The sequence below is a fragment of the Bacteroidota bacterium genome (genome assembly GCA_016722565.1).
GTDB lineage: Bacteria > Bacteroidota > Bacteroidia > 2-12-FULL-35-15 > 2-12-FULL-35-15 > 2-12-FULL-35-15.
Genome location: JADKIU010000002.1, coordinates 786,982 through 811,778, shown reverse-complemented (window position 1 = coordinate 811,778; position 24,797 = coordinate 786,982). Strand labels below are relative to the sequence as shown.

Genomic DNA, 24,797 nt, shown 5'->3' with positions numbered 1-24,797 from the left:
AAGAATTCAAATTATTTTCTTAATTCAAGTTTCTTAACGATAGCACGGTATCTTTCGATGTCGTTTGCTTTTACGTAATCTAATAAACTACGTCTTTTAGCTACTAATGCGATAAGAGATTTTTGAGTTCCAAAATCTTTTTTGTTGGATTTCAAATGCTCGGTTAAGTGGTCAATTCTGTGAGAGAACAAAGCGATTTGTCCTTCAGATGATCCGGTATCTTTTTCAGATTTTCCGTGCTTTTTGAAAATGTCTTTTTTAATTTCTGATGTTAAATACATTGTATTCGTCTTTTGTTTTTATTTTTAAGGAATGCAAAGATATATAATTTTCGTTATTAACAAGCATTTTTTTAGAAAAATGTGTTAGGGTAGTAATTGACATGTTATTAGGTGACTAAGTGACTAGGTGACTAGGTAACTAGGGAGAAAAGAATAAACTAGGTATCCAGACTACTTAGTCACCTAGTCACTTAGTCACCTAGTCACTTTAAAAACTAGTTCTTAAACATTCGTAACAACTGCGCTAATTTTGCTTTCAAATCCTTGCGGTTCACGATTTTATCCAAAAAGCCATGCTCCAACACAAATTCGGAGGTTTGGAAGCCTTTTGGTAAGTCTTTTCCAATGGTTTCTTTTACAACACGCGGACCGGCAAAACCGATTAATGCTCCCGGCTCGGCAATGTTTAAATCCCCTAACATGGCATACGAAGCGGTAACGCCTCCCGTTGTCGGGTCGGTCAAGAATGAAATATACGGCACTTTTGCCTCTGCCATCAAGGATAGCTTCGCGGATGTTTTTGCCATTTGCATCAATGAAAAGGCTGCTTCCATCATACGTGCTCCTCCTGATTTGGAGATAATCATCAATGGAATGCGTTTCTCGATGCAATAATCACAAGCTCTTGCAATTTTTTCACCTACTACCGAACCCATCGAACCACCAATAAAGCTAAAGTCCATACACGCAATCACCAAATCTTCACCATCTACCTTGCCATGTGCACTTCTCAACGCATCTTTCAAATGTGTCTTTTTTGCGGTATCCACCAATCGGTCGGTGTATTTTTTTGTATCCACAAAACCCAATGGGTCACCCGCAGTAAGATTTTCGTTCAATTCCACAAATTCGTTGTTGTCGAATATGATTTTAAAATATTCGGCAGAACCAATTTTTTCGTGGTATTGGCATTCTTCATTCGGACAAACAAACAGGTTTAATTCATGCTCTGTGGTGTTTGTTATTTTTTTGCAAGAAGGGCATTTGTACCACAATCCTTCCGGAGTTTCTTTTTTCTCCTTTGTGGATGTAGAGATACCTTCTTTTTTACGTTTGAACCAACTCATTTTTTTGTTCTTAGTTGTTGGTTGTCAGTTGTTGGAGAGAAGGGTTGTTCTAAACAACCAATAACCAACAACAAACAACTGATTTATGCAATAGTAATCGTCTTATCTAAATAAACGTCTTGAATTGTATTCAACAACTCAACACCTTCTTTAACCGGTTTTTGGAATGCTTTTCTACCTGAAATTAAACCTTGTCCGCCTGCACGTTTATTAATCACCGCTGTAGTTACTGCTTCGGCTAAATCGGAAGCACCTTTTGATTCTCCACCGGAATTGATTAATCCCATTCTACCCATGTAACAATTAGCTACTTGGTAACGGCAAAGGTCAATCGGGTTATCGGTTGTTAATTCAGAATATACTTTTGGATGTGTTTTACCGAAGTTAATAGCTGTGTATCCGCCATTTTTATCCGATAATTTTTGTTTGATGATATCTGCTTGAATCGTTACTCCCAAGTGATTTGCTTGTGACGATAAATCGGCAGCAGTATGGTAATCTACTCCGTCTTTTTTAAATGCATTGTTACGTGTATAGCACCATAAAACGGTTGCCATACCCAATTCATGCGCTCTAGCGAAGGCTTGTGCTACTTCTACAATTTGGCGACCCGATTCAGGCGAACCAAAATAGATGGTTGCACCAACGGCTACAGCGCCCATGTTCCAAGCTTCTTCAACCGTACCGAACATAATTTGATCAAATTTATTCGGGTAGGTTAAAAACTCGTTGTGATTGATTTTAACGATGAATGGAATTTTATGTGCGTATTTGCGCGACACCGAAGCCAAAACGCCATACGTAGAAGCAACAGCGTTACAACCACCTTCGATGGCAAGTTTTACGATATTTTCTGAATCAAAATAAATTGGATTGGGAGCAAAAGAAGCGCCTGCACTGTGCTCAATTCCTTGATCTACCGGTAAAATACTCATGTAGCCGGTGTTGGCTAAACGGCCTGTTCCGTACAACTGTTGTAAGCTGCGCAATACTTGCGGACTGCGGTTGGTTTGTTGGAAGATACGATCTACAAAATCGTTGCCCGGTAAATGAATGTTATCTTTTGAAATGGTTTTGCAGGTGTGGGTTAACAAGCTTGCATTTGCGCCCAACAGTTCTTCAATTTTCTTAGCTGCCATAATGTTTAATTAAAAGTTATTGGTTAATAGATAAAGGTTAATGGGTTTGATCCAATTAACGATTAACCTAATTTTTGATTAACCAGTTTTTTAGGAAGGCAAAGCTAAGAAATTTTACGAATTGATTAAAATGATTTTTTTAAAGCTTAAATGATTGATTTTGAAACTATTTTCTTGAAATGGAGAAGACAATCTTTCGAAGCCACACCCTCTCCTTATTTCTAGGAGAGGGCCGGGGTGAGGTTAGAATGGGTATCCAATCCCTAAATTGAAGGTAAAGAAATCGTATTTATGATTGCTATGGTCAATTCGGTAAACGCGTTTCCATTCGGCATCAAACAAGTTTTTAATCACCCATCGATTGTTTTCGGTAAACTTCGGATCTCTCACTTTTAAACCGGTATCAAAACGGATGATGAAGAAGTTAAAATCGGCACGAATACCTACACCTGTTCCAATGGCAATTTCCTTTGCAAAACGATCGAATTGAAAATCACCACCCGGGCGACCGGCCTCCTTTTTCTGTAGCCATGTATTGCCGGCATCCCAGAAAATGGCACCTTTTAGCATTTTGAACATTTTAAAACGGTATTCCAAATTGGCTTCCAACTGTCCATCGCCAATCTGTCCGAACGATATTTCTTCTCCATCATTGTAAGAACCCGGTCCAAGGGTACGCGCTTGCCAAGCACGAATTCCATTTGCTCCACCACTGAAGAAGCTGCGCTCAAAAGGCAATGCCTTGAAATTGGCTAAGGGTTTACCAATACCAGCAGCAATTCTGAAAACCACTTTATTGATTTCGTTGGAATTAAAATAATACCGAAAGTCACCATCCACTCTCAGGTATTGCGAATACGCAACATCAAACAAAGTATAGCTGCCTTGGTCGTTTTGCTCAAAAGTATTTGGTCTGATGGCATTGGTGGTGTTGTAAATTCCTCTTAAAATATTTCCGGATGATTCAGCATTTGCTCGAAAGAAAGAGAAGTTTTCTTCTTTTTTGATGTTTTGCTCATTGTAAGTAAACGTATAACGGGTGCTGGTTGCCATGTGATCGGTAAAACTATTGATCAGATACAAATCATTGATGTTGTCGAGGAAATTGGTTTGTAAATCCACCTTTACAAAGTTGATCACCACCGGACTAATTGTATGTCGTTTTTTAGCGGTTTCTTTCCACGTGTAGGAAAACGATAAGTTATAAATGTAACGCGTGAAATCAGGACGTTGTTGATAGTTAAACGATGTGGTAAAAATAGTTTTCGGGTTCGAACGTTTGGATGCCTTGATATTAAAAGGAACTAAAAAGCGTGGAATGTAAATGTTCATTTCCGGTCCGAATTCAATGGTGTTGAATTGGGAAGTCGGACTGATGTTTGCCGAATTACTATTGGCTGTTTTTTGTGCTTCAATACCACCTTTTAAGCGCAATTCAAACACTTCGGCACCTTTCAGCAAGTTTCGATTTTGATAGACAATACTTCCTGAAATTCCCAAGTTGCCATTTCCGGTGTTGGTACCTTCCGTTTCAAGGGTAAAGGATTGTTTCGGAATCGGGCTCAATTGAATATGGCAATCGAGGAAATCGCCACCTGCAGGTTTGAAAAAGATATTAATGGTTTTGAATGATTTTAATTCCGACAATCGTTTGTACGTATCGTCCACGTTTTGCAATTGATACAATTCTCCTTTTCGTAAAAACACGCAGTTGAGCAAAACTTTTGTTTTGTATTTCAACTCATTGGTATGTAAAACATAATAATCCACCTCTTTGTTTTTTACGGAGTCGGGGATTTCCTGTCCCGTTCCCGATTCAATCCGGATGGTATCTTTTTTTACATAATCCATTTTCTTGGAAACAAAATCGGGCTGCAAATAAATGTTGCGAATGTAAAAACGCTGATGCGGGCGCTCTACAATGGAGTCGGAATAGTCGGAAAACTTGTATGCATAATTTTTGATGCCCAAGGTGATGTTTACTTTGTTGTTGGGCAATGTGCTGTCCACTTCGTAATACACATAATCCTTGGTGAACAGAAAATATCCGTTATTACTCAATTCGTTTGAAATGCGCTCACGTTCTTTTTGCATCACATCCACATCGTAGTTTTTACCTTATTTTAAAAGACAGTTGGCTGTGTCGGAAGTGATGTAATAATTTAAGAGTTCATCCGGAATTTTATATTCCACTTGATTAATCAGATAAGGTGGTTGTGCTTTTATTTTGAAATAAACACTCGCGCGTTTTCTTCTACGAAATACCACCGAGTCGGTCACTTCACTGATGAAATAGCCTTTGTTGTTTAAGAATAATTTGATTTGTTTTGCTGATTTTTTCGCCAACAACGAATCATAGATGACCGGTGGTTCACTCACATTCAACAGCCATTCGCCAAACAATTGCCGATCATTTTTTTTTGCTTTTTTTCCTCGTGCGATTCTACGGTTATTCCGATTTTCTATTTTTTTATCGTAAACAATCCGCTTACGTTTAATCTTATCTTCATTCGCTAAATTGTGCAGCCAAAGATGAAAACGAAAGATTAATAAGATTTTACGATTGGGTTTTGCTTGATATAAGCTTCAATTTCACTCTTGTCGACTTTGGTATCTTTATCGATGACATGATTTTTTTGGAGCAAGTATTCACCTTGTTGCAACTTACGAGCCGGTCGGCAAGCAAACAATAGCAAAGGAATTAATCCGATGAGTATAAATTTTTTATGAATAGTTGTTCTGCTCACGCTCAATGATAAAAATGTACTGTACTCAGGCTACTAAATTACTACATTTGTCCGTAACAATAGTGATTCGCATTTTTTTAACACATAGACACATAGAAAATAAGAAGCTAAAGCTTTATATAGAAGCACATAGCTCTATCTCAAGGAAGCTTGCTTCCTCTATGTAATTTATTTTAAGTTTTAAAACTATGTGCCTATGTGTTTAATTTTTTTTATTTAGAACTATAAAATATGCTTTCCAAAAGCCAAATCAGTTTCATCAATTCCTTAAAACAAAAAAAGTACAGGGAAGAGCACCGCTTGTTCATAGCAGAAGGGGCTAAAATTGTGCCCGAATTGATGCAATCGGCTATCGTTGTTAAGCAGGTATATGCGACCTCCGATTTTTTAAGAAACAATGTCATCCCTGCAACGGTTGAACGCTTCGAAATAAAAGAAAATGAGTTGGAGCGTATTTCGGTATTAACCAAAGCCAATGAAGTATTGGCTGTTTGTGAAACACCCAACTATGTTTTAAATGCAGAAGATTTAAAAGGAAAATTAACCTTGTTGCTGGATGATATTAAAGATCCGGGAAATTTAGGAACAATCATCCGCATTGCCGATTGGTTTGGAATTGAAAACATTATTTGCAGCTCCGAAACGGTGGATGCATTTAATCCGAAAGTGGTACAGGCTACAATGGGGTCAATTGCTCGGATAAAAGTGCATTATGTTGATTTAGTAGCATTCCTCCAACAACAAACAACCACTAACAAACAACCAGTATATGGAGCATTGCTAGAAGGCAAAAATATTTATTCAGAAAAATTATCTTCAGAAGGATTGATTGTAATTGGGAATGAATCCCGTGGAATTTCAGAAGACGTTCAAAAATTAATCACAGATAAAATCAGTATTCCATCGTTCTCGCATTATAAACAGGGTAGTGGAGAAGCAGAGTCTTTAAATGCAGCCATTGCCACTTCGATAATTTGTTCGGAGTTTCGGAGACGTAAGTAAGTGACTAGGTGACTAGGTGACTGGGTGACTAAGTGACTAAGTGACTAAGTAACTAAGTAACTAAGTAACTAAGTAACTAGGTGACTAAGTAACTGTGTGACTTACGGAGCGTCATTGCGAGGGTGTTTTTACAACCGAAGCAATCTCTTTTTGGGTGACTAGGTGATTAAGTAACTAAGTGACTGAGTAAATTACGGAGCGTCATTGCGAAGGCGTTTTTACAACTGAAGCAATCTTTTTTTTGTGACTAGGTAACTAGGTAACTAAGTGATAGGATGCTATTCGTTTATTACATTCAGCGCGGCACAGGCATACAACGCAGCAGTTTCGGTTCTCAATCGGCTTTCCCCTAAACTGATTTCTTTAAACCCATTGTCCAACGCCAATTTTACTTCTTCAATCGTAAAATCTCCTTCGGGTCCGATTAATACCAATGCATTTTGTTTTGGAGTGTAACGTGTTTTCATGTGCGGTAATCCTGTCGACTGACAATGCGCAATAAACTTCTCTCCTTTAAAATTCTTCGCTTGAGCGATTAAAATTTTCAAGTTAACCACTTCGTTGATTTTTGGGAGATAGGCTTTTAAACTTTGTTTAATGGCCGAAATGGCCACTTTTTGAATGCGTTCGGTCTTTACAATGTTGCGTTCCGAATTTATAGAGTTTATTAACGATACTTCATCAATGCCCATTTCGGTTGCTTTTTCCACAAACCATTCAAGGCGATCCATGCTTTTGGTCGGAGCAATGGCAATGTGCAACTGCCAATTGCGTTTACCTACTTCTTTTTTCGTGTCAATGATTTTTACGGAGCAGCGTTTCGGATTGCTATCAATGATTTCTGCTTCATACAATCCGCCTGTTCCATCAATCAATTGAATTTTATCGCCTTCGTTTAAGCGTAAAACTCGAACACAGTGTTTACTTTCCTCTTCGTTGAGGGTATAAGTGTCTGTTGTGATATCAGGGGTGTAGAATAAATGCATGGGTGCAAAGGTAGGAAAAAAGGCCCTAAGTAACTACGTGACTAGGTAACTAAGTGACTAGGTAACTAAGTGACTAGGTGACTAGGTAACTAAGTAACTAAGTGATTAGGGGAAGAGAAACGGAAATAAAAAAGCCTTCCCATTTCGGAAAGGCTTTTCTATAAATAATTTAAATGTAACCAGAGTAGTTCATTCTGTCCAGTATTTCTCAGGACGTATCAGTCTTGTTTTTTTAATAAAAACGAAATCTGATTAAGCATTCACTGCAGCTTTTGGGGCAGCAGCTAAAATTTCTTCGTTTGCAGCACTTGCGTATTGCTCAAAGTTTTTGTTGAACGATGCAGCTAATTTATTTGCTGTAGCATCGTAAGCATCTTTATCTTTCCAAGTTTTACGAGGGTTCAAGATATCAGCAGGAACATCCGGACATTCCGTTGGCACTTGTAAACCGAATACAGGAAGTGTTTCGTATTTAATGCTATCCAATTTGCCGGTTAACGCTGCAGTAATCATTGAACGGGTGTATGATAATTTCATACGGCTACCAACACCAAATGAACCACCTGACCATCCTGTGTTAATTAACCAAACGTTTACTTTGTTTTCTTTTAATTTTTTACCCATTAACTCTGCATATTTTGTAGGGTGTAACGGTAAAAATACTTTTCCGAAACAAGCCGAGAAAGTTAATGTAGGCTCTGTAATTCCCATTTCCGTTCCGGCAACTTTAGCCGTATATCCAGAAATGAAGTGGTACATTGCTTGTCCGGTTGTTAGTTTCGAAATTGGAGGTAAAACACCATACGCATCGCAGGTTAAGAAGAAAATGTTTTTTGGAACATTCCCTACAGACGGTTCAACAGCATTTTGAATGAAGTTGATTGGGTAACCAACGCGGGTGTTTTCTGTTTTTGAAATATTAGAGAAATCAACGGTGGAGGTGTTTTCGTAGTATTCGATGTTTTCTAACAACGCACCAAATTTCACTGCACCGAAAATTTCAGGCTCTTTCTCTTTTGTTAAATCCACACATTTTGCATAACAACCACCTTCGAAGTTGAAAACGCCTTCGTTGCTCCAGCCATGCTCATCATCACCAATCAAACCACGGTTTGGATCAGCAGATAAGGTTGTTTTTCCAGTACCTGACAAACCAAAGAAGATAGCGGTATCACCATCTTTACCAATGTTTGCAGAGCAATGCATGGATAAAACTCCTTTTTCGTGAGGTAAAATATAATTCAATAATGAGAAAATTCCTTTTTTGATTTCGCCTGTATAACCAGAACCACCAATTAAAATAACTTTTTTCGTCATGTTTAAAATGGTGAAGTTGTGTTGACGTGTTCCGTCAATAGCAGGGTTGGCTCTGAAGCCGGGAGCACAAATGATGGTCCATTCTGCTTCAAAGTTCATGATCTCATCATGCGTAGGACGCAAGAATAAGTTGTTTGCAAATAAGTTTGACCAAGGATACTCGGTTACAACGCGAATGTTTAAACGGTATTTCGGATCAGCGCAAGCGTATGAATCACGCACATACACTTCTTTTCCTGATAAATAAGCACAAACGCGGTTGTAAAGGGAATCAAATTTAGCCGCATCAAATTTAAAGTTGACATCGCCCCACCAAATGGTGTCTTTTGTTTTTGAATCTTCTACAATAAATTTATCCTTTGGTGAGCGTCCGGTAAATTCACCAGTATCTACTGCTAATGCTCCTGAGTCGGTGAGCATTCCTTCGCCACGCACAATCGTTTCTTCTACTAATTCAGCTGCATTTAAATTCCAATACGCTGCGGATACGTTTTCAAGTCCTAAACTAGCGATACTTGAGTTCTTTCCCTTAATTCCAAATTCGTTCATTTCTGATTTTTTAGTGTTAGTGTTTTTTTTAAAAATGAAAGCCCAAAATTAAGAAAAATAGGGAATGAAAGGGGATTTTTTCGCTAGAATTATATTTTTTAACTTTAAAAGGGGGAGTTGTGGTATTATGTTAAATTCTTGACAAACAAATAGTTGCGGTATTTATATGAATTAAAATATCGAAAAACCTGTTGATAAATAGTTGGGCTACCAGCTTATAGTCCTTTACAAATTGTAAAGCGCTGTATACTTATTGGTGGCGTAATCCATAAAATATTTGAAATTCAATTTCTCCCCGGTGATTGCAATGCATAGTTCTTCGGCTGAATAAAACTTACCATGGCGGTGAACCTTCTCTCGCAACCACTCTAATAGCGGTTTCATATTCCCTTTTTCAATTTCTGTTTCTAAACCTTTCAGCTCTTTTTTTGCTTGTGCATAAAACTGTGCGGCATAAAAACTACCCAATGAATAAGTAGGGAAGTAGCCAAAGCTACCATGACTCCAATGAATGTCCTGCAAAACGCCTTTTGAATCGCTTGGCACGTCCAGTCCTAAATACTCTTTGTACTTGGCATTCCAATAATTGGGCAAGTCTTTCACCTCAATCGTGCCTTCAATCAAGGCTTTTTCTATTTCAAAACGAATCAATACATGAAAATGATAAGTCAATTCATCTGCGGATGTCCGAATCAAAGAAGGTTTTACAATGTTCATCGCTTTGTAAAAGTCTTCAAAGGTGACTGTTTTTAAATTGTTCGGGAAAGCCGTTTGTAGTTTTGAAAAGTTGCTTTTCCAATAACCTAAACTTCTCCCCACGTTATTTTCCCACAAACGCGATTGTGATTCGTGAATGCCCAAAGAAACATATTCTCCGGACGGTAAACCGTATTCTTCAGCAGGAAGTCCTTGCTCGTATAACGCATGCCCACCTTCATGAATGCAACTCCAAATCATTTCATTCAAATCGTTTTCGTTTATGCGGGTAGTAACGCGCACATCTTGCGAACTGAAGTTGGTTGTAAACGGATGAGAAGAGGCATCTTGTCGACCCGCCTCAAAATCATACCCCATTTGTTTTAACAAGTCCAATCCCAAGTCCCATTGTTTGGTTTTATCGTACGTCAAAAACATAAAGGCATCGTTGTTTTGTGGCTTCTCTGCAATCTTCTTAACAAAAGCAACCAGTTGGCTTCTAACATCGGAAAAGAGTGTTTCTAAGTCGGCCGTTTTTGCTCCCGGTTCATATTGATTCAACAACGCATCATACGGATGTGCAAAGGTTCCTAGTAGCTTGCATTCTTCCCGTTTTAGTTTTACGAGTTTTTCAAGATGAGGTGCATACAATTCAAAGTTGTTTTCTTCTTTTGCCTTTTGCCAAGCTTGAAATGTTTCTGAGATGGTTTGACTCAATTCCTGAACAAATGCTGTTGTGTATTTGAGGTTGTCGTTATAATTTTTCAACGACTGCTTAATATTTCTTTTTTCTTTTTCAGAAAGAGAAGCATCAGCCGATAGTGCATTTAAAATTTCCCCCAGTTCTTTGGAAGTCGCTAATTCATGACCAATCCCTGCTAATGTAGAAAGTTGTTGTGCGCGAAATGTGGCGCCTTTGGGAGGCATATATGTTTCTTGATCCCAGTTTAAAACAGCAGAAGCATATTGAATGTCGGCTATTTTACGCATCATTCCTTTGTATTTAGCGTAATTCGTCATATAGAAAAATAATTGTTAAGTGTTATTTGTTCTTCTTCATTCCGGCAAAAGCAATCAATACCCAGCCGGTAATAAAGAATAAACCTCCGATAGGAGTAATCGGACCCAGCCAACGCATATCGCCAAGGCCCATGAGTTTAGCGGTCGTTAATAGATAAAGAGAACCCGAGAACAAAACAATGCCGGCCATAAAACAATAACCTGCTTTGGCAATCAATTTATCGTTGAATTTCTCCACAAATATGGCAATGGCAAAAAGTGCCAAACTATGATAGAGTTGATATCTTGCAGCTGTTTCAAACGCTTGTAAATTGGCTTCGGTAATTAAGCCGGTTTCCAATTTCGACTTTAAGAAATGCGCAGCCATGGCGCCCAAGGCAACACCAATTGCTCCTGAAAACCCACTGAATAAAAGAAAACGTTTTTGCATGCAACAAATGTAAGAAAAAAACAAAGCATTAATTTTAGATATGATTCTAATTTTCTATTTTTAGAACATATATTTTAAGTATGAATAAAAAACTGTACGATGACTTTAAAAAACTGAATGAAACAGAAGCTTCTGAGCTTAGTTTTAAGTTTAAAGATTCGCCTGTAGGATTGAAACTCATACATTTTTTGCAAGCATGTACCAATCGGAATTTTAAAAATTCAGATGCTGTTGCTTCGGTATATGGATCTTCTAAAGATAAATCAGAATACGGTGTTTTAGAAAACAGGTATTTCAAACTCCGTAAAAAAATCCATGATGAATTGTTAAAATCGACTTCCGACAACCAATCGGGAGAACTGCTAACACCGGAACAGTTGATTTTATTTCGCAATAAAAACATTACATCCGCCACCAACAAAGAAGGCGCCTACAAGGAATTACTGGAATTAGAAAAGGAATGTTGGCGAAAAAATATTTTTGAACTCTTGCCGGATATTTTAGATCAGCTCATCTTTTTAAATCAATCCTTCAATCGGTTGGAACGAAATAAACCTTTGTTTGAGCGTTTAGAAAAGGCTGCAGTATTGCAAAACGATATGAACCGCTGTATTGTTTTGTCTCGAAAAATATACGAAATTAATTTTGTGAAAGGGATAAAAGCCGCAAAAGCGGAACTCGCTCTTATAAAAGATTTTGCTGAGAAACATAAAGCATACCCTCGTTTTTTAATGTGCTATCACCACATTTCCTTGTATTATAAGTTAGGCTCACAAGATTATTTGCATTATCAGCAAGTGGTGAGTAGGCATTTAACAGCCTTTAAAAAGTTATTTGCCAAACACTCCGAAACACCATTACTGAGTTATAAAGTGAATTATACCAAGTTTCAGCATTTTCATTTCAATAACATCACCATGTTTTTTCATTTCAACCGTTGTGAATTTGAAGAAGCCTATCATTTTATGAACGATTCATGGGCATTGGTAAACAACAATGATTCGGTATTGAAAGTATACAAAACAGAAACGCTGTATTTTAATTTGACCACAGCGCAATGCATGACTGGTCGTTTTGCAGAAGCGAATGCCACCAACAATTTGTTTATCACCTTTTTGAAGGAAAACAATCAATTGGAAAATCTTCCTTTTGCCTATGTTCAAAAGGCGCGTATCATCTCCGATACATTTCCGCAAACCTTTAAAATGGACATTGATTTCTTAATGAACCAGGTGGAGGAATATATTAAGAAAGTAAGAAAAACGGAGAATGCGCTGGCATCGTTAGAGGATACCTTGGTGTTGAAATTAAAATGGTTAATTCTTAAAAAACAATTTGCCAAAGCTGCGAATTTGCTCGAAGATAAGATCGTGGTAAACGTATTAACGCAAGCGCATGTGCTGGATTTATTTCAAGAGTTCATTCTGTTGCTGCAACAGCCTTCTGATAAAAATAGGTTGCTCGAAGAATTAGTAAAAAAAGCACAGCAACGCAAGCACAAAGCAACCACCCCCGGAGAGTTTATGCATTTAAACTGGATACAAAATCATGTTCGGTATTTGTTGAGGTGATATTATCCTTCGTAACGTCATGCCGTGCTACGACACGGCATCTCCCTGTAATAAGCAGATCCCGTGTCGTAGCACGGGATGACAGTTGAGAAGAAAGTAAGATGTTAATTACTATCTTTGGCAAAATTTTTAAACTTTTATGCAAAATATTTTAGTCATAGGAGCAGGTCGTTCCGCTTCATCACTCATTCATTATTTACTTTCACATTCGGTAAATGAAAATTGGAATGTAACCGTTGGCGATGTTTCGCTGGATTTGGTAAAACAAAAAACAGCAGGGCATACGAATGCACGTGCTATTCAGTTTGATATCAATAATGATCAACAGCGCGAGGAAGAAATTAAACGCGCAGACATTGTGATCTCGATGTTGCCAGCATTTATGCACATGAATGTGGCAAAAGATTGTGTGAAATTTAAAAAGCATTTAGCAACAGCTTCTTATGTTTCTAAGGAAATGAAAGAGTTGGATGCAGAAGCAAAAGAGACCGGAATTATTTTGATGAATGAAATTGGTTTGGATCCGGGCATTGATCACGCGTCTGCCATGAAGGTGATTGATCACATTCATGCCCAAGGTGGTGAATTGACTTCTTTTCAATCGTTTTGTGGTGGTTTGGTTGCTCCGGAGAGCAATGATAATCCGTGGGGATATAAATTCTCGTGGAATCCGCGCAATGTCATTTTAGCCGGACAAGGTACTGCACAGTTTATTGAAAACGGAGAATATAAATACATTCCTTACAACCGATTGTTTACACAAATTTGTCCGGTTGTAGTAGAAGGTTTTGGAAATTTTGATGCGTATGCGAATCGCGATTCTTTGTCGTATCGAAAACTGTATAACATTGAAAATATTCCAACTATGCTGCGTGGAACATTGCGGATGCCGGGGTATTGCAAAGCGTGGAATGTATTTGTTAAGTTAGGCTTGACAGATGATACGTATAAAATTGAAGCATCTGATTCGTTGACGTACAAACAATTGTTAGAAGCATTTTTACCGCAAGGGAAACAATCTGTAAAAGAAAAGTTGATTGCTTTTATGGGGAATGAAATGGATGCAGAAGCGTTGAAAAAAATCGAATGGTTGGAAATTATGACAGATAGAAAAATTCGATTGAAGGATGCAACTCCTGCTCAAATTTTACAAGATTTATTGGAAGAAAAGTGGTTGTTGAAGGAAAACGACAAAGACATGATTGTGATGCAACATGAGTTTGAATATTCATTGAAAGGACAAACTAAAAAAATTACATCGTCATTGGTTGTAAAAGGAGAAGACCAAACTTATACTGCGATGGCAAAAACGGTAGGCTTGCCATTAGCAATTGTATCAAAACTAATTTTACAAGGAAAAATAAAAGCAAGAGGAGTAACGATTCCTACTTCAAAAGAAATTTACGAACCGGTGTTGGCAGAATTGGAAACACTGGGAGTAACGTTTGTGGAGAAAGAAGTATAAAGTGACTAGGTGACTAGGTAACTAGGTGACTAGGTGGTTTTGGGGGGCGTATCGGATTTTAATTTATTAATAAGACCTTGTAGAAGAGCGCTTATTTTATTCATTTGTTTTTCTATTTTATCAAACTCTTTTGCATTTATATAATTCAACTCAACTGCGATGGTAGTTAACGTTTCGACTTCACTTAATGAGCCAGAAGAAATATAGAGAAATTGAATGAATTCTTTTTTGCTGTTTCTTGCAGCACCTTCTGAAATATTAGCAGGAACCGAAACAGAAGCGCGTTTCAATTGTGATATTAATCCAAATTTTTCAGAGTCAGGTATGCTCGCGCATAGCAAGTAAATGTTTTTAACTAAATGAAGGGATTCTTGCCAAACGATTAGATTATTGTGTGGTCTCATTCGGCAAATGTATCCAAGGTTTGCCCCATCTAGCCGGTAAATAAATACTTATAATCGGATATCCTTTCCCTTCACCCTTAGTCACCTAGTCACCTAGTCACTCAGTTCCCTAGTCACCTAGTCACTTAGTCACCTATTAGAATGCCAAATAATAATCCTTCGTTAATTCCTTGTATTCATCCGTATACGAATGTCTCTCATCTTTTTCGATGGTAATGGAATCTTCTGAAAAGGCACGTTGAATAAATTCAAAGCGCATCATCATTCTCTTTTCAGGTTTATCGGTGCGGGTAATAATGCGGGTTGCTTTGGTCAAAAACAATTTGTTTTTTTCCGCTGCTTCTTTGAATAACTCACTTTCTTTCGTGGGTAGGATTACATAAAATTTTCCGGTTGGACTTAATAACTTCAATACGCCATCCAATAAATCTTTAAAAGGAAGTTGGTCGGTATGGCGAGCATTGGTGCGCGATTCTTCTGAAGCTTTTGAAGAATCAACAAAGTAAGGAGGATTGCTCACAATCAAATCGTATTTATGATCACTTTCTTTCGCAAATTGTTGTAAAGAAATGTGATGTACTTCAATCCGATCTTTCCAGTTACAATTGTTTACATTTTCGGTTGCCTGAATGTATGCATTTAAGTCGATGTCAATTGCATCAATACGTGCAGACGATTTTTGTGCCAGCATCAAGGCAATGATGCCCGTTCCTGTGCCAATATCTAAAATGGTTTTTGCGTTGGAAGCATTTACCCAGGAGCCTAATAAAACAGCATCTGTGCCTACTTTCATAGCACACTTGTCTTGTACTATTTTGAACTGTTTAAAAGCGAATGTTTGATTCGACATAAAGGAGTAGAAAACACTTTGATGAACTCAACGTTTACTATTACTATATATAAAGTTAAACTATTTTTCGGAAAAACAATAGATTAGGTATGGAAAATGTAGAATGGTAAATGGATAATGGAAAATGTGTGATGGCAAATGGTAAATATTGATATGTTATTTCAGCTACTCTACATCTTCCCTTCTCCATTATACATCATACATCACTTCCTTCGTCTGTCTCTTTTTCCGACTCGTTCACCTCTTTTTGGGAAATATAAATGTCGATTAATCCTTCCGGAGCATCCAGTTCAATCCTTTTTGTATCGCGATGAATGGAGATGATAAACTCTTCCTTGGCAGGAATTAAGATATCGTTTTCTCCATGACGGATTTGTAAAATGGTTTGATGTGGAAAATCCAAAACCTCCGTAATGATTCCAATTTCTCCGAAAGTTTTATCTATGGCAGTATATCCGGCCAATTCATGGATATAAAACTTTTTTCCTTTTAATGGAGGCAAGGCACTTAATGGTAAGTACAATGATTTTTTTAATAATTCTTCAGCACGTTCAATGGACTCAATTCCTTCCAACGAAACGGTTGCATTGTTTCCTTTGATTTGAATTTTTTTGATGAAAAATGGGACAAGCGAATTGTTCAGTTCAATAAAAACAGATTCCAGTTTTTTATATCGGTTGGTATCGTCTACATCCAATACAAAGCCTAGTTCTCCGTGGTTACCAACTCTTCTGGCAATATATCCCAAATTAAAACAATCGTTTTTATTCATGATTCAAAATTACATTTAATTGTCCACAATGGTGTTTGCCATGCCAAGCATATAATGCAACAAATTCATCCAACTGAAATTCTTTATTGTATTCGGGGTGAATGTATTTTTTCTTGAAATCAGCTTCCGTCATCGACTTCAAAATGGCTGTCCATCGCGCATGAATCGCTTCCGTCATTTTTAACGAAACGTCAATAGGCGTATTTTCCACATCTGCAAGCAATGCCCAAGCATCTTGATTGTAAGGTTTGATAACAGGGTTATGCTCTGTTAGTGCCAGTTTAACACGAATCAAAGCATTGGAATGACTATCAGCAATGTGATGAATGATCTGTTGTGCATTCCATCCACCTTCACGGTAACTTTTCTTTAAGTGTTCCGGTTTCAATTGTTTCGAAATGCTATTCAACAAAGCTGGAAGCGCTTCGATTGCTTCGATATTGCTTTTTGTGTCGGATGTTGAATAGGTTTTGCCGTATTCGAATTTTCCGATGGGGTAGGTGTTTTTGTCGCTCATTTGGTGAATCAGATTCTAATGAAACTTATGCTGTATGAATTTTTAACACATAGACACATAGTTTTTAAAGCTTAAGTTTTACTTATAGTATAGCCGAAGCAAGCTTCGGACATAGATGATATGTGTTTCTATCAAAAGCTTTAGCTTCTCTTTTTCTATGTTTCTATGTGTTTATTTTTTTTGATTGTAATCAACGAAAAAGCCCCTTGTCATTTCGAGCGAAGTCGAGAAACAAGGGACTTTCTAATAATTTTAAATCAAAATTATGCTTCTGCTTGAGGCGTTTCTGCTTCAGGAGTTGCTTCAACAGCTGGAGCTGCTTCTTCAACTGCAGGAGTGTTTTTTGCTACGATTTTAACTGCTTTCGCTTCTTTAGAAGCAGCTTCAGCAATCATACGGTTTTTGTAAGCATCTTTCTTAGCATTTGCTAATTTGTCAACTTTACCAATCACTTTTGATTCTTTTTCTGCAATCCATTTTGCATATTTTGCATCTGCTTGTTCTTGCGTTAATGCACCTTTTGCAATTCCACCCATTAAGTGGTTCATGTACAATACACCTTTGTAAGAAAGGATAGCACGACATGTATCTGTTGGTTGAGCACCTTTGTTTAACCACTCTAATGCTTTTGCATTGTCAAGGTTAATAGTTGCTGGATTTGTAGTTGGGTTGTACGTACCAATTTTCTCAATAAACTTTCCGTCTCGAGGTGCACGACCATCCGCAATTACAATGTGGAAATAAGCCGCAGCTTTTTTACCATGTCTTTGTAATCTAATTTTTGCTGGCATTTTTTTAAGTTTTATTAATAATTATTTCCCAAACCTATTTTTGGGAAGGCGAAAGTACACACTTTTCTTTAATTGACAAACAAATTGGGCACTTTTTTGGCTTTTCGGCTTCAAATATAACCTTCTAAAAAGGTTTTAACACGTAGATACATAGTTTTTATAGGGTTGGAGTCTGCTTATTTGGATAGCCCAAGCAAGCTTTGGACAGAGAGTATATGTGTCTCTCATGTAGAGCTTTAGCTCCCTATTTTCCGATGTGTCTATGTGTTTAATTTTTTTTTGATTTATGCGCAAGATGCTCGTTTCCATTCTATTGATTATCAAAAAACGAAGATGAAAACCATAATTTTAAGGTTAAAATTTCATTCTTCGGGTAAATTGTGTACTTTTGCAAACTAAATTAAAAAATAAAATCTACCATGTCTGCACCTGCAAATTCCATTTTAGTACCAATTGATTCCACAGAACAAACCATTATTGCCTTAGGCCAAACCTACAATTTAGCTCGATTAACCAACTCTAAAATTGTATTGTTGAGTGTTGATGAAGGAAATCCTCCTTTGGTGCAAAAAAATTGGATGAGTTAGCAAAAGAGGCTTCAGCAAAATCCGGACAACCCGTAGAAGCGATGATTCGTAAAGGCAATGTGTACGAGGAAATCAATAAAGTAGCAGACGTATTAAACCCGATGTTTGTAATGATTGGGTTATCTTCCAAAATATCATTAAGCAAAATTATCGGTAAAAACGCATTTAAAATGGTGCGTGAATCAAAACACCCTGTAATTACCATCCGCGGTAAAGTTCACCGTGACGGTTGCAAAACCATTTTATTGCCTTTGGATTTAACCAAAGAAACACGTGAAAAAGTAAATAAAGCGATTGAATTGGCGAAGTTGTTCAATGCAGATATCCGCATCATCTCCATTTTAACACAAACAGATGAAGAAGCAGAGAATAAATTAATCTCTTATTCGAACCAAGTTTGGAAATACGTTAAGGATCAAGATGTTCGTTGTACAATCAAAACATTACGCGGTTCTGACATTCCTCAAATGATTATGGATTATGGACACGAAGTAGAAGCGGATTTAATTTTGATTATGACCAAAGCAGAGTTGAGTATGAAAGAATTTTTCATCGGAACGGTTGCACAACGTATCATCAACGAAAGCGATATCCCTGTTTTAAGTTTCCGCCCTATGGAACGTAAAGATACTACGGTATTTAATCCGTACTAATCTGATAACGAAAACCTTATTAAGCCTCCTGACGAAAGTTTGGAGGCTTTTTGTTTTGTGTTATTTAATTGTTAAATTTGATTTATAGGTAACACTAAACATTTACTCCATGACAAAAAATTACGCTATCGCTTTTAGAAGCCATCGAGTTTTTAAACTTGCATTTCTGGCATTTTTTCTTGTATCACAGCTCTCTTTTGCTCAAAATTGGGACTGGGTTTCCAGTGCCGGTGGAGTCGGATCCGATAAAGGTTGGATATTGACATCGACCGATATGGCAATCAATATGTTTGTGGATATTATAACAGTGGAACATCGTCCGGTGATGTTAGTTTCGGTGCTCAAGCTGCTCCGTTGGATTTTGGAAAAGAAGGTTTTTTAGCAAAAATTGATAGCAATGGAACCTGGCAATGGGTAAGAGGTGCAATGGGTGGATGGGACGAACGTGCACTCGGAATGTGTGTAGATAATGTAAACGATTTTGTTTATGTGACCGGAACCTGCTGGTACAATACCGGCTTTGGAAGCTGCACAGGAGCCACATTCCCAGGTAGTGGCGATGAAATATTTTTAGGGAAATTTGATTTGAATGGAACCTGTCAATGGTTAATTGGTGCTGGAAGCAGCAGTGATGATCATGGGTACGATGTGGTGACAGATAAATTAGGAAATGTGTATTTAACCGGATTTATCAGTAATCCTTATTCGGCTGGAATGGGTGTCGGTACTTTTGGAACCATCAATGTTCCCATTACTCCTTACGACTCTTTAGGTTTTGTTGCAAAAGTTTCTCCTGCAGGAATTTTTCAATGGGTAAAAACATTTGAAGCAACAGATGGTGAACGTGATAATCGAATTGCTATTGATACTACCGGAAATCTTTATGTAACCGGTGGTTTCCGCGGTGTAAAACCTTTTGGAACTTTCACCGGAACGAGCAATGGTGGTCGTGATATCTTTGTGATTAAATATGATAGCAGTGGAAACCTGCTTTGGTTGCGCACTGCCGGTGGATTGCTGGATGATCGCGGTAATTCGGTTGCCATCGATGCACATCAGGATGTGTATATTACCGGTGAGCTCCGCGATATTGTGGTGTTTGGGACAGATACGGTGAACAATAATGGTGGACCAAACGGGAGAGATATCTTTGTTGCAAAACTAACTCCTGCTGGCAGCTGGGTTTGGGCTAAAAAGGCCGGCTCTACCAATGGCTCCGATCGAGGAAATAGAATCATTGCCAATAAACAAGATTTACTTTTTGTAACCGGCCAGTTTAAAGGAGATGCCAGTTTTGGGGCAGCGGATACACTCATCAATGTTGCTGATAGTGTTCAGATTTATGTAGCCGCAATTGATACCACCGGTAAATGGCAATGGGGCATTCAGGCGGGAAGCTCTATTGAAGATCGAGGAAATGGAATTGCCATCGATGAAAATTGCAATATTTATACAACAGGATATTATGAGTTAACAGCCACGTTTGGTTCGTCAGCCATTACTGCGGAAGGCAGAAAAGATATCTATGTAGCCAAAATTCCGAGCGCCTGCATCTACAACAATGTTGGAATTTCTGAAGATAATCCTTTTGAACAGGTACGTTATTATCCAAATCCTTCCATCGGAAATGTGACCATTGAATTGGGCCGGTTTGTGGAAGATGTTACGGTACAAGTGCACAATATAGTGGGGCAAACTCTTCAAACACAAAAATACCAATCCACTAGCAAAATGGACATCTCCATCGATGGTGCGAATGGAATTTATTTTGTTCACTTGATAACTAAAAAAGGTGAATCAAGGGTGTTGAAAGTTATCAAAGAAAATTAGATTGCTCCATTTCTGTATGTTGCGAATTTTTATTTGTACGATAGCGATTGCTTTTTCTTCCTGCAAAATTCCAATTCACTGGAAGAGTGATCAAGGAAAAAAATGCGAACTCCATCAGCTAACATTGCACAAATCGTTGGTGCGTATTTCTTATGGCTATTTTTGCTCACTGCGAACGCACCTGGGCGTTGGTGCGGCTGCCTTTCCAAATGCGAGGCGACAAGAATGTGGAGGATGCAGTGTGAGGCCGAATAAGTTTGTATTTCTTTATACCTGCAGCAAATGCACTTCTCTGAAAAGGAAACAATTCTTTAAAAGGAAAACAAAAGAAGAACGAAAAGAAGCTGAAATTCGCTCGAAATTTTGAAACGTTCATTTCTTTTCCAATCTTATTAACACCTCCTGAAATTTACTCTTTTAATGAGTAAATTTACAATCCCATTTTGATGCAAAAAATAAGTGGACGTTTTCAAAAAAACGCATTAACTCGTTAACGACTGAATCAATAAAATGAATTTTTCTCATTTACACGTACATACTCAATTTTCGCTGCTAGACGGTGCTGCTGATATTTCAACAATGTATAAAAAAGCAGTGAACGACAACATGCGTGCACTAGCAATCACCGATCATGGAAACATGTTTGGTGTTTTTAAATTTGTTGCGGAAGCCGGCAAACACAATACTCCCGAAAATCCAAATAAAATAAAACCCATTGTTGGTTGCGAATTTTATGTGGTGGAAAACCGCCACAAACGCCAATTTACAAAGGAAGATAAAGATGTTCGATACCATCAGTTGTTTTTAGCCAAGAATGCAGAAGGATATAAAAATCTGGTGAAGCTTTGCTCATTGGGCTATATGGAAGGGTTGTATGGAAAATATCCGCGCATCGATAAAGAATTAATTTTACAATACCACAAAGGATTAATCGCGACTACCTGCTGTTTAGGCGCCTCTGTTCCGAAAGCAATTATGAAGCTGGGCGAAGATGAAGCGGAAAAAGAATTCAAATGGTGGTTCGATATTTTTGGTGAAGATTATTATATCGAATTGCAACGACACGGCATTCCGGAACAAGACAAAGTAAATGAAGTGCTTGTGCGTTGGTCGAAAAAATACAATGTGAAAATTATTGCATCCAACGATTCGCATTATGTAGATCAACAAGATTCGAACGCCCACGATATTTTATTGTGTATCAATACCGGAGAAAAGCAAAGTACACCTACCATGAAGGATTTTGGTGATGATGATTCCAACTCCTTCAAAGGAAAACGATTTGCTTTTTATAACGATCAGTTTTATTTTAAAACAACTGCTGAAATGACGCAGCTGTTTACAGACTTGCCCGAAGCGATTGATAATACAAACGACATTGTCGATAAAATTACTCCGCTCAAATTGAAGCAAGACATTATGCTTCCGAATTATGTTATCCCGGAAGGGTTTGCTACACAAGATGATTATTTGCATCACATCACTTTTATGGGTGCAAAAAATCGGTACATCGATATTACACCTGAAGTAGAAGAACGTTTGAACTTCGAATTGTTTACCATCAAAACGATGGGATTTGCAGGTTACTTCTTAATTGTTGCCGATTTCATTAAAGCAGGAAGAGATATCGGAGTATTGATTGGTCCGGGCCGTGGTTCTGCTGCCGGCTCTGCTGTTGCTTTTTGCATCGGTATCACCAACATCGATCCTATTAAATACAATTTACTGTTTGAGCGTTTCTTAAATCCGGATCGTAAGTCGATGCCCGATATTGATACAGATTTTGATGATGAAGGTCGCCAAAAAGTAATCGATTATGTGGTAGATAAATATGGAAAAAATCAAGTAGCACAAATTGTAACCTATGGTACAATGGCTGCGAAGATGAGTATCAAAGACGTTGCACGTGTATTGGATTTACCATTACAAGAATCAAACATGCTTGCGAAAATGGTTCCGGATAAACCGGGCATCGAATTGAAACGCGTGTTGAGAGCACCGATGACAGGTGAAGCAAGTTTAGAAGAAAAAGAAGGACTCACCAAGGAAGATTTAGAAGACGTAAAAAAATTACGTGCGATTCTTGCCGGTGACGACATGCAAGCCAAAGTTTTGAAAGAAGCATTGATTCTGGAAGGCTCTGTGCGTGGTACCGGTATTCACGCAGCGGGAATCATCATCGCTCCGATGGATTTAACCGATCTTATTCCTGTTTCCACTTCTAAAGAATCGAATTTGTTAATCACACAATACGATGGAAGAGTTATTGAAGATGCCGGTGTAATTAAAATGGACTTCTTGGGTTTAAAAACATTGACGATTATTCGTGATGCACTCAAACTAATCAAAGAAAATCATGGCGTTTCCATTGATATTGATTCCATTCCGTTGGATGATGTAAAAACCTTAGAGCTTTACCAACGTGGCGATACCAACGGTACATTCCAGTTTGAAAGTGCCGGAATGCAAAAACATTTGATCAATTTAAAACCTGATAAGTTTGCGGATTTGATTGCCATGAACGCTTTGTATCGTCCAGGTCCGATTGAATACATTCCGAACTTCATTGCTCGTAAGCACGGTAGAGAAACCATCTCGTACGATTTACCGGAGATGGAAGAATATCTTGCAGATACGTATGGTATTACCGTTTACCAAGAGCAAGTAATGTTGCTCTCGCAAAAACTCGCAGGCTTTTCCAAAGGTGATGCGGATGTGTTGCGAAAGGCAATGGGAAAGAAAGATATCTACACTCTCAATAAAATGAAGAGCAAGTTTATGGATGGCGCAACCGAAAAAGGTTTGCCTGCTGATAAGCTAGAGAAAATTTGGGTGGATTGGGAAAAGTTTGCACAATACGCCTTCAATAAATCGCATTCTACTTGTTATGCACTCGTTGCATTTCAAACAGCATATTTAAAAGCACATTATCCAGGCGAGTATATGTCGTCTGTCTTAACACATAACTTAAGCAACATTGATAAAATCACCTTCTTCATGGATGAGTGTCGCAGAATGGGTGTTCCTGTTCTCGGTCCGGATGTGAATGAAAGTGCGTATGCGTTTGCGGTAAATAAGAGCGGACAAATTCGTTTTGGAATGGGCGCTGTGAAAGGAGTAGGGGAGGCAGCAGTTATTTCGATTGTGGAAGAACGAAATGCAAATGGTCCTTACAAATCTGTATTTGATTTTGTGCGAAGAATCAATTTACGTGCAGCCAATAAAAAAACATTTGAAAGTTTAGCGAATGCAGGTGGTTTGGATTCATTCGGAATTCATCGTGCAACTTATTTTCATGTGGAAGGAAACGACAATGGAAATTTCTTGGAGAAAGTAATTCGTTACGGAAGTTCACATCAGGATGGAGAAAATTCTGCTCAAGTATCCTTGTTTGGCGAAGACTCAGCGATAGATATGCCGGAACCAAAGATTCCAGTATGTGAAGCCTGGAGTAACCTCGAACAATTAAAAAATGAAAAGGATGTTGTGGGTTTCTTTATTTCTGGACATCCTTTGGATACCTATAAGTTAGAAATGGATAATTTTTGTCCTCATACCTTAGCCGACATTAAAAAAATCGAAGAAAATAAAAACAAGGAATTAACGCTGGGTGGTATTGTTACTAATGTTCACAATGGTGTTACTAAAACCGGAAATCCTTGGGGGAAAATTACGATTGAAGATTATAATGAATCAGCGGAAATGGCCTTTTTTGGTGAGGATTATGTGAAGTTTAAACAATACATGGTTAACGGATTGTTTCTGTATGTAAAAGGAAAAATTTCGGAACGCTTCCGCAATTCAGGAAACTTTGAATATAAAGTAAGCAACATTCAATTGTTATCAGAGTTGCGTGATAAGATGGCGAGAAGTTTAACTGTGAATGTTTCATTAAAAGAATTGAACGAAGAGTTCATGAATAAAATAAATGAGATTATTGCGAAGAACAGTGTTGTGGAAAATCGCAATTGCACACTTCAATTCAGAGTGTTTGATACCGAAGAAAATATTGCTGTGGTGATGCCGGCCAAAAAGATAAAAGTCAATCCGAATAACGATCTACTGGACTTGTTGAAAGAGAATGGGTTGGAGTATAAGTTGAATTAGCATAATTGTTATTATC

The 24,797-nt window shown here is 37.9% G+C and carries 22 protein-coding genes; 7 read left to right on the top strand and 15 right to left on the bottom strand.

Annotated elements, in window-relative coordinates; all coding sequences use genetic code 11:
* Positions 1–11 precede the first annotated feature (11 nt).
* From rpsO to IPP64_09035, 6 genes are all read right to left on the bottom strand, one after another.
* Entirely contained in the window at positions 12–281 is a 270-nt protein-coding gene (gene rpsO / locus IPP64_09060; GenBank protein ID MBL0329547.1) for a 30S ribosomal protein S15, read from the bottom strand.
* Positions 282–496: 215 nt separating this feature from the next.
* Positions 497–1,348, bottom strand: a complete 852-nt coding sequence (locus IPP64_09055; GenBank protein MBL0329546.1) for an acetyl-CoA carboxylase carboxyltransferase subunit beta — start codon at positions 1,346–1,348, stop codon at positions 497–499.
* Positions 1,349–1,431: 83 nt separating this feature from the next.
* On the bottom strand, positions 1,432–2,487 hold the full coding sequence (locus tag IPP64_09050) for a class I fructose-bisphosphate aldolase (GenBank protein ID MBL0329545.1): 1,056 nt from the start codon (positions 2,485–2,487) through the stop codon (positions 1,432–1,434).
* 243 nt (positions 2,488–2,730) lie between these two features.
* The gene (locus IPP64_09045) at positions 2,731–4,581 is read right to left on the bottom strand and encodes a BamA/TamA family outer membrane protein (GenBank protein MBL0329544.1); all 1,851 of its coding nucleotides are present in this window, start codon (positions 4,579–4,581) and stop codon (positions 2,731–2,733) included.
* A 24-nt stretch (positions 4,582–4,605) separates the two neighbouring features.
* On the bottom strand, positions 4,606–4,890 hold the full coding sequence (locus tag IPP64_09040) for a hypothetical protein (GenBank protein MBL0329543.1): 285 nt from the start codon (positions 4,888–4,890) through the stop codon (positions 4,606–4,608).
* Positions 4,891–5,033: 143 nt separating this feature from the next.
* The gene (locus IPP64_09035) at positions 5,034–5,234 is read right to left on the bottom strand and encodes a hypothetical protein (protein ID MBL0329542.1); all 201 of its coding nucleotides are present in this window, start codon (positions 5,232–5,234) and stop codon (positions 5,034–5,036) included.
* A 231-nt stretch (positions 5,235–5,465) separates the two neighbouring features.
* Between IPP64_09035 and IPP64_09030 the strand changes: the two genes are divergently transcribed.
* Complete coding sequence (locus IPP64_09030) at positions 5,466–6,236, top strand: RNA methyltransferase (protein MBL0329541.1); 771 nt, start codon at positions 5,466–5,468, stop codon at positions 6,234–6,236.
* 278 nt (positions 6,237–6,514) lie between these two features.
* Here the strand turns inward: IPP64_09030 and IPP64_09025 are convergent, their stop codons facing one another.
* The 4 genes from IPP64_09025 to IPP64_09010 form a co-directional block, all read right to left on the bottom strand.
* A complete protein-coding gene (locus tag IPP64_09025; GenBank protein ID MBL0329540.1) occupies positions 6,515–7,222 on the bottom strand; it encodes a 16S rRNA (uracil(1498)-N(3))-methyltransferase in 708 nt (235 codons plus the stop codon).
* A 252-nt stretch (positions 7,223–7,474) separates the two neighbouring features.
* Positions 7,475–9,088, bottom strand: a complete 1,614-nt coding sequence (pckA, locus tag IPP64_09020) for a phosphoenolpyruvate carboxykinase (ATP) (protein MBL0329539.1) — start codon at positions 9,086–9,088, stop codon at positions 7,475–7,477.
* 225 nt (positions 9,089–9,313) lie between these two features.
* Positions 9,314–10,804 carry a carboxypeptidase M32 gene (locus tag IPP64_09015; GenBank protein MBL0329538.1) on the bottom strand — a complete coding sequence of 497 codons (1,491 nt, stop codon included), beginning with the start codon at positions 10,802–10,804 and terminating at the stop codon, positions 9,314–9,316.
* Between the two features lie 22 nt (positions 10,805–10,826).
* Complete coding sequence (locus IPP64_09010) at positions 10,827–11,234, bottom strand: DUF423 domain-containing protein (protein ID MBL0329537.1); 408 nt, start codon at positions 11,232–11,234, stop codon at positions 10,827–10,829.
* A gap of 80 nt (positions 11,235–11,314) precedes the next feature.
* Between IPP64_09010 and IPP64_09005 the strand changes: the two genes are divergently transcribed.
* Both IPP64_09005 and IPP64_09000 read left to right on the top strand, forming a co-directional pair.
* Complete coding sequence (locus tag IPP64_09005; protein MBL0329536.1) at positions 11,315–12,805, top strand: hypothetical protein; 1,491 nt, start codon at positions 11,315–11,317, stop codon at positions 12,803–12,805.
* Between the two features lie 139 nt (positions 12,806–12,944).
* Positions 12,945–14,270 carry a saccharopine dehydrogenase NADP-binding domain-containing protein gene (locus IPP64_09000; protein ID MBL0329535.1) on the top strand — a complete coding sequence of 442 codons (1,326 nt, stop codon included), beginning with the start codon at positions 12,945–12,947 and terminating at the stop codon, positions 14,268–14,270.
* A gap of 29 nt (positions 14,271–14,299) precedes the next feature.
* Here IPP64_09000 and IPP64_08995 read toward each other — a convergent pair whose 3' ends face one another.
* The 5 genes from IPP64_08995 to IPP64_08975 form a co-directional block, all read right to left on the bottom strand.
* Positions 14,300–14,674, bottom strand: coding sequence for a four helix bundle protein (locus IPP64_08995; GenBank protein ID MBL0329534.1), 375 nt, complete (start codon positions 14,672–14,674; stop codon positions 14,300–14,302).
* 136 nt (positions 14,675–14,810) lie between these two features.
* Entirely contained in the window at positions 14,811–15,524 is a 714-nt protein-coding gene (locus IPP64_08990) for a methyltransferase (GenBank protein MBL0329533.1), read from the bottom strand.
* A gap of 196 nt (positions 15,525–15,720) precedes the next feature.
* A complete protein-coding gene (rimM, locus tag IPP64_08985) occupies positions 15,721–16,296 on the bottom strand; it encodes a 16S rRNA processing protein RimM (protein ID MBL0329532.1) in 576 nt (191 codons plus the stop codon).
* On the bottom strand, positions 16,289–16,813 hold the full coding sequence (locus tag IPP64_08980) for a putative metal-dependent hydrolase (protein ID MBL0329531.1): 525 nt from the start codon (positions 16,811–16,813) through the stop codon (positions 16,289–16,291). The genes rimM and IPP64_08980 overlap by 8 nt, the downstream gene beginning before the upstream one ends.
* A gap of 263 nt (positions 16,814–17,076) precedes the next feature.
* Positions 17,077–17,604 (bottom strand): 30S ribosomal protein S16, encoded by a 528-nt coding sequence (locus IPP64_08975; GenBank protein ID MBL0329530.1) that lies wholly within the window; start codon positions 17,602–17,604, stop codon positions 17,077–17,079.
* 419 nt (positions 17,605–18,023) lie between these two features.
* Between IPP64_08975 and IPP64_08970 the strand changes: the two genes are divergently transcribed.
* The 4 genes from IPP64_08970 (at position 18,024) to dnaE (ending at position 24,781) form a co-directional block, all read left to right on the top strand.
* Entirely contained in the window at positions 18,024–18,191 is a 168-nt protein-coding gene (locus tag IPP64_08970; protein MBL0329529.1) for a hypothetical protein, read from the top strand.
* Positions 18,179–18,844, top strand: a complete 666-nt coding sequence (locus IPP64_08965) for a universal stress protein (GenBank protein ID MBL0329528.1) — start codon at positions 18,179–18,181, stop codon at positions 18,842–18,844. The genes IPP64_08970 and IPP64_08965 overlap by 13 nt, the downstream gene beginning before the upstream one ends.
* Positions 18,845–19,096: 252 nt before the next feature.
* On the top strand, positions 19,097–20,674 hold the full coding sequence (locus IPP64_08960; protein MBL0329527.1) for a T9SS type A sorting domain-containing protein: 1,578 nt from the start codon (positions 19,097–19,099) through the stop codon (positions 20,672–20,674).
* Positions 20,675–21,184: 510 nt separating this feature from the next.
* Entirely contained in the window at positions 21,185–24,781 is a 3,597-nt protein-coding gene (gene dnaE / locus IPP64_08955; GenBank protein MBL0329526.1) for a DNA polymerase III subunit alpha, read from the top strand.
* Positions 24,782–24,797: the final 16 nt, after the last annotated feature.

Excerpts from the sequence above, each read along its gene's own strand:
- rpsO (MBL0329547.1), bottom strand. The coding sequence starts at position 281 with ATGTATTTAACATCAGAAATTAAAAAAGACATTTTCAAAAAGCACGGA.
- IPP64_09055 (MBL0329546.1), bottom strand. The coding sequence starts at position 1,348 with ATGAGTTGGTTCAAACGTAAAAAAGAAGGTATCTCTACATCCACAAAG.
- IPP64_09050 (MBL0329545.1), bottom strand. The coding sequence starts at position 2,487 with ATGGCAGCTAAGAAAATTGAAGAACTGTTGGGCGCAAATGCAAGCTTG.
- IPP64_09045 (MBL0329544.1), bottom strand. The coding sequence starts at position 4,581 with ATGCAAAAAGAACGTGAGCGCATTTCAAACGAATTGAGTAATAACGGA.
- IPP64_09030 (MBL0329541.1), top strand. The coding sequence starts at position 5,466 with ATGCTTTCCAAAAGCCAAATCAGTTTCATCAATTCCTTAAAACAAAAA.
- IPP64_09025 (MBL0329540.1), bottom strand. The coding sequence starts at position 7,222 with ATGCATTTATTCTACACCCCTGATATCACAACAGACACTTATACCCTC.
- pckA (MBL0329539.1), bottom strand. The coding sequence starts at position 9,088 with ATGAACGAATTTGGAATTAAGGGAAAGAACTCAAGTATCGCTAGTTTA.
- IPP64_09015 (MBL0329538.1), bottom strand. The coding sequence starts at position 10,804 with ATGACGAATTACGCTAAATACAAAGGAATGATGCGTAAAATAGCCGAC.
- IPP64_09010 (MBL0329537.1), bottom strand. The coding sequence starts at position 11,234 with ATGCAAAAACGTTTTCTTTTATTCAGTGGGTTTTCAGGAGCAATTGGT.
- IPP64_09005 (MBL0329536.1), top strand. The coding sequence starts at position 11,315 with ATGAATAAAAAACTGTACGATGACTTTAAAAAACTGAATGAAACAGAA.
- IPP64_09000 (MBL0329535.1), top strand. The coding sequence starts at position 12,945 with ATGCAAAATATTTTAGTCATAGGAGCAGGTCGTTCCGCTTCATCACTC.
- IPP64_08995 (MBL0329534.1), bottom strand. The coding sequence starts at position 14,674 with ATGAGACCACACAATAATCTAATCGTTTGGCAAGAATCCCTTCATTTA.
- IPP64_08990 (MBL0329533.1), bottom strand. The coding sequence starts at position 15,524 with ATGTCGAATCAAACATTCGCTTTTAAACAGTTCAAAATAGTACAAGAC.
- rimM (MBL0329532.1), bottom strand. The coding sequence starts at position 16,296 with ATGAATAAAAACGATTGTTTTAATTTGGGATATATTGCCAGAAGAGTT.
- IPP64_08980 (MBL0329531.1), bottom strand. The coding sequence starts at position 16,813 with ATGAGCGACAAAAACACCTACCCCATCGGAAAATTCGAATACGGCAAA.
- IPP64_08975 (MBL0329530.1), bottom strand. The coding sequence starts at position 17,604 with ATGCCAGCAAAAATTAGATTACAAAGACATGGTAAAAAAGCTGCGGCT.
- IPP64_08970 (MBL0329529.1), top strand. The coding sequence starts at position 18,024 with ATGTCTGCACCTGCAAATTCCATTTTAGTACCAATTGATTCCACAGAA.
- dnaE (MBL0329526.1), top strand. The coding sequence starts at position 21,185 with ATGAATTTTTCTCATTTACACGTACATACTCAATTTTCGCTGCTAGAC.